Here is a 12,170-nt window from a genome sequence, read left to right on the forward strand (position 1 = left end):
GCCCTAGGGCCTTTCTCACCCCTGCGTCGGGCATAATGGAGGTGGGACGCGCGTGCGCTCCCCAGAGTTCTCTCCCCACCCGCAGTCTCCAAAGGAACCCGCCGTGGACACCGATTCACCGTCCGATGAGACCACCCCGCGCAAGCCGAGTCGGCTGCAGCGTTTCAACAAGGTGGTGATGCGCTTCGTGGGACCGGCCAACCGCAGTTCCATGAACCTGCGGGGCAACACCGAGATGACCCCCGAGGCCCAGGACTGGTACCGCAACCTCCAGGACGACTACGAGATGGTCAGGGATTCCGACGGCCGCAGCTATCTGCGCCGTCGTGATCGCTAGCGCCCGCGGCACCCGGTCTCACGTCCAGACCCCGGAGGTCCCGCGGCGGTGACTGCCCACCAAATGGGTGTCCACCATCCCGATCGCTTCCATGAGCGCGTACATGGTCGTGGGACCCACGAACACGAACCCGCGCCGTTTCAGTTCGCGGGACAGGGCCCTGCTCTCATCCGAGGTGGTCGGGACGTCCGCGAAGCGATCGGGATGCGGGGTACTGCTCGGCATGAAGGACCACACGAGGTCCGCCAGACCGCCGTCCTCGCGCAGAGCCACGGTGGCTCGCGCGTTCGTCACGGTCGCCTCGATCTTGCGCCGGTTGCGGATGAACCGCGCGTCCCCCAGGAGCCGCTCGACGTCCCGTTCGTCCATGGCCGCCACGGCCTCCGGGTCGAAGCCGTGAAAGACCTCCCGGAACGCCGGCCGTTTCGCGAGCACCGTGCGCCATGACAGCCCGGATTGGAACGCCTCGAGCGTCACGCGCTCGAACAGCCCGGTCTCGTCCCGCACCGGCACGCCCCACTCGTGGTCGTAGTACTCCCTGAGCAGTGGGTCCGAGGCCGCCCATCTGGGCCGGGCGAGACCGTCCGCACCGATCACGAGATCGGGATCACTCATGCTGCCTCCCCTTCGTGCGCGGTGGGTGCCCGGAGCTCGAAGAGTGCGCACTCGGCGTCGTAGTACGCTCGGCTGAGACCGCGGTGGGTCATGCCCAGGCGATGACACACGGCCTGCGACGCCCGGTTGGCCGGGTGCGTCACGGCGACCACCCGGTCCTGACCGTGCTCGAAGGCGTGGGCCAGCACGGCACGGGCCGCCTCCGTGGCGTATCCGCGTCCCCACGCGCGCGGGTGCAGGTGCCACCCGACCTCCACGTCGGTCGCGGTGTTCGTGCCGGAATCGGGGATGGGCTTGAGCAGCAGGGTCCCCGCGAGGGCGTCGACCGGGTCGACGATGGCCCACACACCGAGCACCGGCTCGTGCGCGTAGCCTTGGTCCCAGCCCCGGATCTTCTCCCGGGCCTGCCCGTCCGAGCTCACGCGCTGCGTGCCGTCCCCGATGTAGCGCTGCACCTCGGCGCGCGCATACAGGTCACGCACGAACGCGGCGTCGTCCGCGCGGTAGACACGCAGCATGAGTCGCGGCGTGCGCAGCGGCACCGTCACGGTCGTTCCCGGGACGACGACGTCGCGCTCGCCGGCGCGGGCCCGGCACCGGCGGCGTCGGCGTCGGCGTCGGCGTCGGAGGCAGCGTCGAGACCGCGGGGGTGCGCCTCAAAGCGGTCCAGGCGCTCGTCCTCCGTGAGGGGCTCACCGCGCAGCCGGCGCGCCGTGACGCGCAGATCCGTGAGCGCGAGCAACACCAGGGCGACCGCGAGCGCCACGGACAGCACGCCGAAGATGTTGACAAACCCGTAACTCAACTCCACGTACTCGGCGCCGACCGCATGGGTGAACAGGGACTGCATACCGTGGGCGGCGGAATCCGGGAGGAAGAACCCGAAGCACAGTGTGATCACCCATGAGGCCACCGCGGTGAGCATGCCCCGCCGGCTCATGGCGTGGGACGGGTAGCTGAGTGCGTCCCGGCGGAACAGCGCCGCCGCGATGACGTGTAACAGCAGGATGGGCAGCCCGATCGCCGCCGCGTAGACCGGGGTGAGGGAGCCGAGCAGACCCGCGACGCCCCGGCCGAAGCCGACCCACAGGGCCAACGCCGCGGCCACCGCGATCATGATTACCGGGAAGGCGCCGGACAGCGCAGATCCCGGTCTGTGATGGGCGGACGCGGGATCGGTAGCACTCATACGTCCATCGTAGGGCGCGGTCCGTGTCGGGGCGGGCAGGTACCGTGGGGTCATGAGTACCCACGACTTCCCGCAGGCCGTCCTCTTCGACCATGACGGCACCCTGGTGGACACCGAACCGCTGTGGGAACTGGGCAAGCAGCGGATCGTGGTCGCGCACGGGGGTGAGTGGACCGAGCGGGACACCCAGGACACCCTGGGCAGGCCGCTCGCGACCACCGTGGAGCGGTTGAGCGCGCTGGGCGTACCGGGGTCGCTGGACGAGGTCTACCGCGAGTTCTACGGGGTGCTGCAGGCGGTGTTGGAGGAGAACCCGCCCACGTTCATTCCCGGGGTCGTACCTCTCCTGGAGGACCTGGACCGTGCCGGGATCCCCGCGGCGATCGTCACGAACGCTACCTCCGAGGTGGCCCGCTACAGCGCGTCCCTGGCCCCGGACAACCTGTTCCGGGTGATCATCGGGGACCAGGAGGTGGCCCAGGGTGTCAGGCCCAAACCGGATCCGGACGCGTACCTTGAGGCCGCCAGGCGTCTGGGCGTGGCGCCCGGGGCCTGCGTAGTCGTGGAGGATTCGCCCTCCGGCGCGGCGTCCGGCGTGGCCGCGGGGATCACCACGGTCGTGGTCCCGGGGGTGCAGCAGGTCCTGCCCGGACCCGGCATCGTGCACGTGGCCGATCACGCGGCGCTCACCCTGGACTTCCTGCGCGGTCTGGCTCCTGCATAGCGCGGCGGCATCCCGACGACGCCGCCTCCGGCCCCGGGGTTCGCCGGTAAACTGGGGTCCCATATCCCACCCCCGATGCTTCCGAAAGGTGGCCATGACCTACCCCCTGGCTGTGCTTTTCGACCACGACGGCACCCTCGTGGACACGGAGCCCCAATGGGCGGCCGCCAAGCGCAAGGTCGCGCAGCGGTACGACCAGAGCTGGACCGTGGAGGACGATCACGCGACCCTCGGGGGGACCGTGCCGGATGCGGCCCGCAAGTTCGTGGAACGCGGGGCCACCGATTCCGTCGAGGACATCACGCAGCAACTCGCCGAGCACGTGATCGACAGCATGGACGACCGCGTACCCTTCCTGCCCGGCATGCGCTCGCTGTTGAGCGAACTGAGCGAGGCCGGTATCCCGGCGGCGATCGTCACGAACGCGCTGAGCTCGGTCGCGGGGACCACCGCTGCTGGCGCCCCGGACGTGCTCACCCGGATCGTCTCCCAGGACGATGTGACCCGTCCCAAGCCGGATCCCGAACCGTACCTCACGGGTGCCAAACTGCTCGGAGTCGCCCCGCGGAATTGCGTGGCCATCGAGGACTCGGAACCGGGGGTGCGCAGTGCGGTTGCCGCGGGCATGACCGTGGTGGTCGTCCCGGGTGACAAGCCCGTCCCCGACGGCCCGCACCGGGTGTTCGTCAACGCGCACGAGGACATCACCCTGGACTTCCTGCGCTCGCTCACTCCTCCGGAGTAGGCCCGCGGGCATGATGCCGGAACCGCCCCGGCCCGAACCAGCAATAGAGAACTCCCGGTCCGATGACTCATCAGACCGGGAGTTCTCCACTGGGAAGCGCAGTTCCGCGAGCACCGTTCCACCCCGGGGTCGAGGTGGGACAGCGCTCGCGGCGACCCTCGCCGAGCGATCAGCGAGTGGGCTGACCCGCCCGGTTGTTCTCACGGCGCCGCTGCGCCGCCGCCGTGGCGCGGTCCGGAACCCGGTCCGCCCCGTGACCGCGCTGGGCGGAACCGCTGCGGGCGGAGCGGGACGCGCCGGTGCGTGCGCTACCGGAGGCCGCGCCATCGACGCTGCCACCGCGGCGTCGTTCGCTGGAGCGAGCCTGCGAACGCCCGTTCGAGGGACCGCGCCCGGCACCGGCGTCGCCGGAACGAGTACCGTTGCCGCGTCCGGCGGCCTGAGCGGAACCGCGACCGCGGCCCCGGCCCGAACCGCCACGGCCACCGCGGCGGGACCCGGAGGCACCCCCGCCGGAACGGGAAGCGGAAGGCGAGCCACCGGTCGCGCCGGCCGGGGTGGCACCCGGCGCAACGCGCTCGGCGCGCTCGCCCACGAGGTCCTTCACGACCTCGGAACCGGGTGCGACCTGGTCCACCCGGGGCGTGACACCGGCCTTCTTCATGAGCTTGTTGACGTCCGAGCGCTCCTCGGTGGTCGCGATCGTGATCACGGACCCGGAGGCGCCAGCCCGCGCCGTGCGGCCGGAACGGTGCAGGTAGGACTTGTGCTCGGCGGGCGGGTCGATGTGTACGACGAGTTCGACGTCGTCCACGTGGACACCGCGCGCGGCCACGTCCGTGGCCACGAGGACCCGCACGTCACCCGCGGAGAACGCGGCGAGATTGCGGTCCCGCGCGCCCTGGGACAGGTTACCCTGCAGGTCCACCGCGGGGATCCCGGCCTGGCTGAGCTTCTTGGCCATCTTCTTGGCGCGATACTTGGTGCGGGTGAACATCATCCGCCGACCGGTGCCCGACGCGAGGGTCTCGATCAGCGCTTGCTTGTGATCGCTGTCGGTGACCAGGACGTGGTGGTCCATGGTGGTCACCGCGGCCTGGGCGTTGTCCGCCGAGTGCAGCACCGGGTCCTTGAGGAACTTCTTGACCAGGATGTCCACGCCGTTGTCCAGGGTTGCGGAGAACAGCAACCGCTGGGAGCCCTTGGGGGTGCGGGACAGGATCCGGGTGACCACGGGCAGGAAGCCCATGTCGGCCATGTGGTCGGCCTCGTCCAGGACGGTCACGCGGACGTCGTCGAGCGTGAGCAGACCTTGCTTGATGAGGTCCTCGAGCCGGCCCGGGCAGGCCACGACGATGTCCACACCGCCCGCGAGCGCCTTCTCCTGGTGCTTCTGGGAGACACCGCCGAAGATCACGGTGGTGTTCAGCCCCGCGGCCTTGGCCAGGGGCGCCACCGTGCGATCGATCTGGGTCGCGAGCTCACGCGTGGGAGCCAGCACCAGGCCGGTGGGGCGGTTCGCCCGGCGGGCCACGCGGGACGAACCGGGGGCGAGTCCCGCGAGCCGGGACACGAGCGGCAGCGCGAACGCGACCGTCTTGCCCGAGCCGGTGCGGCCGCGGCCGAGCACGTCACGCCCGGACAGTGAATCGGGGAGGGTTTTCTCTTGGATGGGGAAAGCTTCCGTGATGCCCACGCGGGCGAGGTCAGCGGAAAGCGCCTCGGATACACCGAGGTCTTCAAAGGAATGAGACAAAGAACGTCTTTCAGGTTGGTCCGCGCGAAACGATTCCGCGCGCACGCGCCATGTTGGGGCGCGAACTGCGCGCCTCGGACCGGCGCGCCTCTACCCCGCAATGTGTACGGGGGAACCTGACCATTCTACACGCGTGCCGGAACACCCGTGACCCGCGGGTGTCGCCGCTACTCAGACCGCCGTGTACCCGCCATCCACCAGGAAGTAGCCCCCGGTGATGAAGGACGCGCCGTCCGAGAGCAGGAACGTGGTCAGCTGAGCCACTTCCTGCGAGGTGCCCAGCCGCCCCATGGGGTGCTTGTCGATCAGTTCCGACAGCGTCTGCGGGGGCAGGTTCTTGAGCAGCGGGGTGTCGATGTAGGCGGGACCCACCGCGTTCACGCGTACGCCGCGTCGGGCGTAGTCCACGCCCGTCTGCTTGGTGAGACCCACCAGACCGTGCTTGGCCGCGGTGTACGCGCTGTTGCCCACGGCAGTGGCCACGGTGGAATGGATGGAGCCGATGTTCACGATGGCCCCTCCCCCGTGCTGTTCGATCACGGGCAGCTGGGCGTGCATCCCGTAGGCCACGCCGGTGAGATCGATCGCGAGCGTGCGCTCCCACGCCTCGATATCGGTCTCCCCGAGGGCCTCCATCTGCCCGCCCACGCCAGCATTGTTCACGGCGTAGTGCAGTCCGCCGTAGGTCTGCACCGCGAAGTCGACGGCGGCCACGGCGTCCTCGCGCTTGGAGACGTCCTGGTGGATCCCGGCGGCGTCCCCGCCGTCCGCCATGATGGCCTGGACCACGTCGTCGATCCCGGTGGCATCGATGTCCGTGACCACCACCTTGGCGCCCTGCCGGGCCAGGTGTTTGGCAATGGCCTCACCGATACCGGAGGCGGCGCCGGTGACCAGCGCGACACGGGACGTGAACTCTGGCATGACAACTCCTGGCGTCGAATCCATGGGGACCGCTTCCAGTCTCACCCGTGTCGCCGCCGACCACCAGGGCGTGCGGCAATGAGTCAGGACGCCGTCACTCGTCGTCCTCCGCGGCCTTCTCCGCGTCCCGCTCCGCACGCAGCTTCTGGGCGGCCTCTTCCTCCTCCGCCTTCTGTTCGCGCACGACCTCGGTGAGCAGCTTGGTCATCTCCTTGGCCACACCCGCGGCGGACTGGGGGTTCTGCCCCGTGACGAGGCGCTCGTCCACCTGGACGTTCTCCTCCCAGTTGTCGGCGAGCTTGACCGTGGCGCCCTGTTCCTCGAGCTTGTCCTGGAGCAGGTACGGCACCACGTCCTGCTTGCCCACGACTTTCTCCTCCGCATTGGTGAATGCGGCCACCTTGCGCCCGGACAGCAACGCCACGCCCGTGCCGAGCTCCACGTCCACGAGGCCGGCGGGGCCGTGGCACACCGCGCCCACCACGCCACCGGAGTCGTAGACGGACGCGATGAGCTTCTGCAGGTCCGCGTCCCCGGTGAAGTCCCACATGGTGCCGTGCCCGCCCACGAGGTAGACGGCGTCGTACTGGGAGGGGTCCACCACGGAGACCCGCGGCGTGTTGTAGAGGGACGCCTTGACGGTCTCATCCTGCGTGAACTCCACTTGGACGGGGTCGTCCTCCTGGACCTCGTCACGCGGGGGCTGACCCCCGGCGATCGAGGCGAAGTCCACGAAATAGCCGGCGTCCCGGAAGACCTTCCACGGGTGGGACGCCTCGGCCACGTTGTAACCGGTGGCCTCCCCCGTGTCTCCCAGGGTGTCCTGGCTGGTCAGCACCAGGAGGATCTTCTTCATGGTCTCGATGTCCATGGTTCTCCTTTCCGAGGGCGCGCGGTGCGCGCGACGTGGCACCACAGTAGACATCGCACCGTGGGCGGCGTCCGTGCGTTCACTGTCGGCATGTTGCACCCACCCCGCCGCCGTGAAAAGGCCCGCTGTTAGGATGAACAGCGATCCCCGGTGGGTACCCAGGGCCCTGCTCCGCCCCCACCGCACCTCCCGACGAAAGGCCCAGTCATGCGCATTTCCAACGCCATCCTGCGCGGTGTCCCCGGCGCGTTCCTGCTCCAGTCCGGCTACGGCAAGCTCGGCATGGACGCCGAGTCCGCCGAGGGCCTCAAGCAGTTCGCCTCCACCGGTGTCCCCCAGTTCGCGGACTGGGACTCCCAGACCTTCACCAAGTTCATCGCCGGCACCGAACTGGCCCTGGGCACCGCCCTGCTGACCCCGTTCGTGTCCAAGCGCCTGGCCGGCGCGGGCCTGCTCGCCTTCAGCGCCGGGCTGCTGAGCATGTACTTCCGCAACTCGGACATGACCCAGGAGGACGGCATCCGCCCGTCCGAGCAGGGCCTGACGCTGTCCAAGGACGCGTTCCTGGCCGCCATCGGCGCGGCCCTCGTGCTGCAGAAGTAACGCAAGCACCACGCTTTCCCGACGACGCCGCAGTGGTCCGCCACTGCGGCGTCGTCATCTTCCCTGCCGGGACCGCCCCCCGGGACGCGCGCCGAGCTGCTACGTTAGTCAGCAATTCGCACCGTTGCTCACGGAAAGCTCCGTACCCCCATGGAAACCCTCCAACACAATCTGGACTTGGTTCGTGACCTGATCTGGGGGCCGTGGCTCCTGATCCCCCTGCTGCTGGGAACGGGGATCTTCCTGACGTTCCGCTTGCGCGGCATCCAGTTCCGACTCTTCACCAAGGCCATGAGCCTGGGATTCGGGCGCCGTTCCCGGGCCACCGGGGAGAAGGGCGACATCTCCTCCTTCGCAGCGATGTCCACGGCGCTGGCCGCCACGGTGGGGACGGGCAACATCGTGGGTGTGGCAGCGGCCATGTCCATCGGCGGCCCCGGCGCCCTGTTCTGGATGTGGATCACCGCGCTGTTCGGCATGGCGTCCAAGTACGCGGAGTGCTTCCTGGGCGTGCGCTTCCGCACCCGGGACACCGCCGGTCAGCTCACCGGCGGACCGCAGGTGTACCTGGCCCGCGGCATCCCCAACAAGTTCGGCCGCTTCCTGTCCGTGATGTTCGCGGTGTGTTGCGTGGTGGCCACGTTCGGGATCGGCAACATGACCCAGGGCAACGCGATCGCGTCCAACCTGGAACACACCTTCAACGTCTCCCCCGTGATCACCGCCGTGGTCCTGGCCGTGGGCACCGGGCTCGCCCTGCTGGGCGGCATCCAGTCGATCGCCAAGGTCACCACGTACATGGTCCCGCTCATGATCGTGCTTTACATCGGTTCGGGGCTGTACATCATCGGCGTGAACTTCCAGGGGATCCCCGAGTCGCTACGCCTCATCTTCACCGGCGCGTTCACCCCCATGGGTGCCGCCGGCGGTTTCGTGGGCTCCACGGTGCTCATGGCCATCCAGATGGGTGCCGCCCGCTCCCTGTTCTCCAACGAGTCCGGCATGGGCACCGCCTCGATCGCCGCGTCCGTGGCGCAGACGAGCCACCCCGTGCGTCAGGGTCTCGTGTCCATGACCCAGACCTTCGTGGACACCCTGGTGGTCATCTCCATCACCGGTTTCGTGATCCTCACGACCGGGGTGTGGAACGGCGCGGACACCGCGACCATGACCTCCGTGGCGTTCTCCACGGGCCTGCCCGGTTCGTGGGGCGGGATCGTGGTCACCATCTGCCTGGTGCTGCTGGGTTACTCCACCGTCCTGGGGTGGGCGTACTACGGCGAGCGCAACGTGGAACGCCTCGCGGGGGCCCGAGCGGCCATCGTGTACCGCGTGATCTTCTCCCTCGCGGCCGGTCTGGGCGCCCTCGCCCCGCTCACGCTCGTGTGGTCCTTCTCGGACATCATGAACGGGCTCATGGCCATCCCCAACCTGATCGGGCTGATCATCCTCTCCGGCCTGGTGGTCCGGGAGACCAACCTGTATCTGAAGAACGATCCCAAGTTCAACGCCACGACCGATCAGATCGACGCGTTCATGGGCACCCACCCCGGTGCCCTGGACGCCCAGATCCACCACACGGTGGACCTCTCCTCGGCCAACCCGGCGCTGTCGGAGACGGGTACGCTGCCCGTGGTCCCGCCCGCCGAGTCCCCGCGCGCCGGGGCCGCTACCGGTGCGGCACCGGGGGGCGACGCCGCGGCGTCGTCCGCCGAGCGCGACTGACGGTCCCGCACCCCGGGACTTTCGCCCCGGGGCATTCCCACACCGGGGCGTTCCCCGCGGGGTGCGGGCCGGGCCGAGCGGCGCTCTCGCCGGGCGCCAGCGACGTTGCGTGGCGAGAGCGCGCTTAGGTGTCGTGGGCGACGGGCGCCTGCTCAGGCGTCGTGGGCGACGGGATCCTGCGCCATGAGCTCCTGCACCTCGATGCTCTGCACGAGGGTGTGTGACTCGCCGGCGGCGAGCCGGACCGGGGAGCCCATCACGTTGCCCGCTTCCACGCACAGCATCTGCTGCCACTCGTCGTCCGCGAAGTCCGCCATGGCCACGGACTTGTCCGCCCAGGGGTTCCACACCACGGTGCTGTCCGAGCCCTCCTTGGTGATCACGAGAGTGCGACCGAGCTCGGGGTCGGAAACCCGCACCTCGCCGCGATGGGCGAACACGGCGTCGGTCTCGCCCGTGATCGTGAGTTCCCCGCTCTGGCGCCGCTGCTCCTTGGCCACCTTGTCGTAGTAGGAGACACCGTCGAGGCCGGTCACGCTCACGCGCCGGGAATCGCCCACGTGGAGGTAGCTGTGCAGCGCCTCCTCGAAGTCGAAGGTCCCGGTGCCGGTATTCGTCACGGTGAGCGCCATACGCAAGCGGGCGCCCACGGTGACCCGGAACCGGGCCTCGAACTCGTGGGGGAACGTCTCGCGCAGGTGCTCGGCCACGTCCGCGGGCGTGAGGGTGAACTCGGCGTAGGCGTGACCCTCGGTGTCCTCCCCCTGCTCGGCGAGCTGCCACTCGGTGATCCGCGCGAACCCGTGTGCGGGGTCCATGTCCCCCGTGCGCCCGGGGCCGAACCACGGGAAGCAGATGGGGACACCGCCGCGGACCGCTCTGCCCGTCTCGTTGTAGGAGCGGGAGGAGACCCACAGCACGGGCTCGTGATCCTCCGGTGCCCACGACACCACGTGCGCGCCGTAGCTCAGGACGGATCCCGAGCCGTCGGCGCAGGACAGGGACAGGGGTTCCGGCAGTCGAGTCATGTCCCCAGCTTAAGCATGGGGTGCGTGCTGAACAGGGGGCCAGGCGTGTTCTATCGGGACGGGTGTTCATGCTCCGCGGGGCGGGCCATCTCCTGCTTGAACCACTCGAAGGTCTGCCGGTGGGACTCCGTGCGGCGTACGAAGGCCCACGAGATTCCCAGCACCACGAGCCACGCGGCCACCGCGACCAGCCCCGTGGCGGTCTGGGGATCCGTGCTCAGCGCCCACGCCACGAACACGAAGAACGCGAGCACCACAGCGCACATCACCACGCCGCCGGGCATCTTGTACTCCGAGGTGGCGTGGCGCTCGGGGAACTTCATGCGGTAGCGGATGTAGGAGATCAGGATCATGGACCACACGAACACGAACAAGAGGGACGCCACGGACGTGATCAGCGTGAACGCCTCGATGATCGAGTCCCCCGCGTAGAGCACGGGGATGGTCAGCAGCAGGATGCCCGCCGTGAGGTACAGGGCCCGCACGGGTACGCCCACGCGGTTGAGCCCCTTGAAGATCCCGGGTGCGCTGCCCTCCGCGGAGAGACCGAACATCATCCGGGACGTGGAGAACACCCCGGAGTTGGACGAGGACATCGCGGAGGTCAGCACCACGAAGTTCACCACGGACGCGGCGCCCGCGAGCCCGGCCAGCGCGAACATGGCCACGAACGGGGACTGCTCGGGGTTGATCGAGCGCCACGGGGTGACCACCAGGATGGCCAGGAGGGATCCCACGTAGAAGATGAGGATGCGCACCGGGACGGAGTTGATCGCCCGGGGAAGGGTCGTGCGGGGATCACGGGCCTCGGCCGCGGTGGTGCCCACGAGTTCGATGCCCACGAACGCGAAGACCGCGATCTGGAACCCCGCGACCACGCCCATGGCGCCGTTCGGGAACCACCCGCCGTCGTTCCACAGGTTCGCGAGCTGGGCGGTGTGCCCGTCCGGGGATGCGAAATGGGTCAGCGCCATGATCGCACCCACCACGATCAGGGCCAGGATGGCCACGATCTTGATGAGCGCGAACCAGAACTCCATCTCCCCGAAGTTCTTCACGCTCACGGCGTTGAGCAGGAACACGATGAGGACCACGAGGACGGTGGGCAGCCACAGCGGGACGGCCGCCCACCAGAACTGGACGTAGCCCGTGATGGCCACGAGCTCGGCGATCGCCGTGACGATCCAGCAGAACCAGTAGGACCAACCCACGAAGAACCCCGCCCACGGGCCGATCAGATCGGCGGCGAAGTCCGCGAAGGTCTTGTAGCGCAGATTGGACAGCAACAGCTCGCCCATCGCGCGCATCATGAAGAAGAGGAAGAAACCGATCACCACGTAGATGAACACCACGGCCGGGCCCGCCAGGGAGATGGTGCGCCCCGATCCCATGAACAACCCGGTGCCGATCGCACCGCCGATCGCGATCAGTTGGATGTGTCGATTGCTCAGGCCCCTACTGGGCTCGAAGTGCGTGTGCGGCGGCGACACCGCGGTGGAGCTGTTCGTCATGGAGTCAGAGGGTACTCCCGGGCGGGCGCCCAACCGTAGCGGGGCCTGCGCCCGGGTGTCGGGAACAGCTGAGGCCCGAAACGGCAGGTGATCCGCGGATCACATGCCGTTTCGGGCCCTGGCTGTTCAGCGCCGTCGGGAC

The 12,170-nt window shown here is 69.0% G+C and carries 13 protein-coding genes; 5 read left to right on the forward strand and 8 right to left on the reverse strand.

Going from position 1 to position 12,170, the window contains the following annotated elements; translation table 11 throughout:
* Positions 1 to 103 precede the first annotated feature (103 nt).
* Positions 104 to 337, forward strand: coding sequence for a hypothetical protein (locus IE157_RS02330; protein WP_064846347.1), 234 nt, complete (start codon positions 104 to 106; stop codon positions 335 to 337).
* An 18-nt stretch (positions 338 to 355) separates the two neighbouring features.
* On the opposite strand, the gene IE157_RS02335 is transcribed toward IE157_RS02330, so the two are convergent.
* From IE157_RS02335 to IE157_RS02345, 3 genes are read right to left on the reverse strand one after another with little or no spacing between them, the layout of a single operon-like run.
* Positions 356 to 952: a DNA-3-methyladenine glycosylase I gene (locus tag IE157_RS02335; RefSeq protein ID WP_193519003.1), complete on the reverse strand. Its 597-nt coding sequence runs from the start codon at positions 950 to 952 to the stop codon at positions 356 to 358.
* Positions 949 to 1,500, reverse strand: coding sequence for a GNAT family N-acetyltransferase (locus IE157_RS02340; protein ID WP_318281265.1), 552 nt, complete (start codon positions 1,498 to 1,500; stop codon positions 949 to 951). The genes IE157_RS02335 and IE157_RS02340 overlap by 4 nt, the downstream gene beginning before the upstream one ends.
* Positions 1,497 to 2,141: a hypothetical protein gene (locus IE157_RS02345; RefSeq protein ID WP_318281266.1), complete on the reverse strand. Its 645-nt coding sequence runs from the start codon at positions 2,139 to 2,141 to the stop codon at positions 1,497 to 1,499. The genes IE157_RS02340 and IE157_RS02345 overlap by 4 nt, the downstream gene beginning before the upstream one ends.
* Before the next feature lie 52 nt (positions 2,142 to 2,193).
* Here IE157_RS02345 and IE157_RS02350 point away from each other — a divergent pair, with 52 nt between their 5' ends.
* Complete coding sequence (locus IE157_RS02350; protein WP_193519004.1) at positions 2,194 to 2,865, forward strand: HAD family hydrolase; 672 nt, start codon at positions 2,194 to 2,196, stop codon at positions 2,863 to 2,865.
* 94 nt (positions 2,866 to 2,959) lie between these two features.
* Complete coding sequence (locus IE157_RS02355; RefSeq protein ID WP_193519005.1) at positions 2,960 to 3,610, forward strand: HAD family hydrolase; 651 nt, start codon at positions 2,960 to 2,962, stop codon at positions 3,608 to 3,610.
* Positions 3,611 to 3,779: 169 nt separating this feature from the next.
* On the opposite strand, the gene IE157_RS02360 is transcribed toward IE157_RS02355, so the two are convergent.
* The 3 genes from IE157_RS02360 to IE157_RS02370 all read right to left on the reverse strand — a co-directional run bounded on the left by IE157_RS02360 (position 3,780) and on the right by IE157_RS02370 (position 7,161).
* Positions 3,780 to 5,366, reverse strand: a complete 1,587-nt coding sequence (locus IE157_RS02360) for a DEAD/DEAH box helicase (RefSeq protein WP_193519006.1) — start codon at positions 5,364 to 5,366, stop codon at positions 3,780 to 3,782.
* Positions 5,367 to 5,537: 171 nt separating this feature from the next.
* On the reverse strand, positions 5,538 to 6,290 hold the full coding sequence (locus IE157_RS02365) for an SDR family NAD(P)-dependent oxidoreductase (RefSeq protein ID WP_064846341.1): 753 nt from the start codon (positions 6,288 to 6,290) through the stop codon (positions 5,538 to 5,540).
* Positions 6,291 to 6,384: 94 nt separating this feature from the next.
* The gene (locus IE157_RS02370; RefSeq protein ID WP_193519007.1) at positions 6,385 to 7,161 is read right to left on the reverse strand and encodes a type 1 glutamine amidotransferase domain-containing protein; all 777 of its coding nucleotides are present in this window, start codon (positions 7,159 to 7,161) and stop codon (positions 6,385 to 6,387) included.
* Between the two features lie 207 nt (positions 7,162 to 7,368).
* Between IE157_RS02370 and IE157_RS02375 the strand changes: the two genes are divergently transcribed.
* Both IE157_RS02375 and IE157_RS02380 read left to right on the forward strand, forming a co-directional pair.
* Complete coding sequence (locus tag IE157_RS02375) at positions 7,369 to 7,764, forward strand: hypothetical protein (RefSeq protein WP_085106171.1); 396 nt, start codon at positions 7,369 to 7,371, stop codon at positions 7,762 to 7,764.
* 150 nt (positions 7,765 to 7,914) lie between these two features.
* Positions 7,915 to 9,489, forward strand: a complete 1,575-nt coding sequence (locus IE157_RS02380) for an alanine/glycine:cation symporter family protein (RefSeq protein ID WP_082943302.1) — start codon at positions 7,915 to 7,917, stop codon at positions 9,487 to 9,489.
* Positions 9,490 to 9,641: 152 nt separating this feature from the next.
* Here IE157_RS02380 and IE157_RS02385 read toward each other — a convergent pair whose 3' ends face one another.
* Both IE157_RS02385 and IE157_RS02390 read right to left on the reverse strand, forming a co-directional pair.
* Complete coding sequence (locus IE157_RS02385; protein WP_193519008.1) at positions 9,642 to 10,517, reverse strand: D-hexose-6-phosphate mutarotase; 876 nt, start codon at positions 10,515 to 10,517, stop codon at positions 9,642 to 9,644.
* Positions 10,518 to 10,567: 50 nt separating this feature from the next.
* Positions 10,568 to 12,028, reverse strand: coding sequence for an amino acid permease (locus IE157_RS02390; RefSeq protein WP_064846337.1), 1,461 nt, complete (start codon positions 12,026 to 12,028; stop codon positions 10,568 to 10,570).
* Between the last annotated feature and the right edge of the window lie 142 nt (positions 12,029 to 12,170).

This window comes from Kocuria marina (assembly GCA_014652975.1).
Classification (GTDB): domain Bacteria; phylum Actinomycetota; class Actinomycetes; order Actinomycetales; family Micrococcaceae; genus Kocuria; species Kocuria marina.

Bases quoted from the DNA above. Each gene is read 5' to 3' on its own strand.
- IE157_RS02335 (WP_193519003.1), bottom strand. From the start codon at position 952: ATGAGTGATCCCGATCTCGTGATCGGTGCGGACGGTCTCGCCCGGCCC.
- IE157_RS02345 (WP_318281266.1), bottom strand. From the start codon at position 2,141: ATGAGTGCTACCGATCCCGCGTCCGCCCATCACAGACCGGGATCTGCG.
- IE157_RS02350 (WP_193519004.1), top strand. From the start codon at position 2,194: ATGAGTACCCACGACTTCCCGCAGGCCGTCCTCTTCGACCATGACGGC.
- IE157_RS02355 (WP_193519005.1), top strand. From the start codon at position 2,960: ATGACCTACCCCCTGGCTGTGCTTTTCGACCACGACGGCACCCTCGTG.
- IE157_RS02365 (WP_064846341.1), bottom strand. From the start codon at position 6,290: ATGCCAGAGTTCACGTCCCGTGTCGCGCTGGTCACCGGCGCCGCCTCC.
- IE157_RS02370 (WP_193519007.1), bottom strand. From the start codon at position 7,161: ATGGACATCGAGACCATGAAGAAGATCCTCCTGGTGCTGACCAGCCAG.
- IE157_RS02375 (WP_085106171.1), top strand. From the start codon at position 7,369: ATGCGCATTTCCAACGCCATCCTGCGCGGTGTCCCCGGCGCGTTCCTG.
- IE157_RS02380 (WP_082943302.1), top strand. From the start codon at position 7,915: ATGGAAACCCTCCAACACAATCTGGACTTGGTTCGTGACCTGATCTGG.
- IE157_RS02385 (WP_193519008.1), bottom strand. From the start codon at position 10,517: ATGACTCGACTGCCGGAACCCCTGTCCCTGTCCTGCGCCGACGGCTCG.
- IE157_RS02390 (WP_064846337.1), bottom strand. From the start codon at position 12,028: ATGACGAACAGCTCCACCGCGGTGTCGCCGCCGCACACGCACTTCGAG.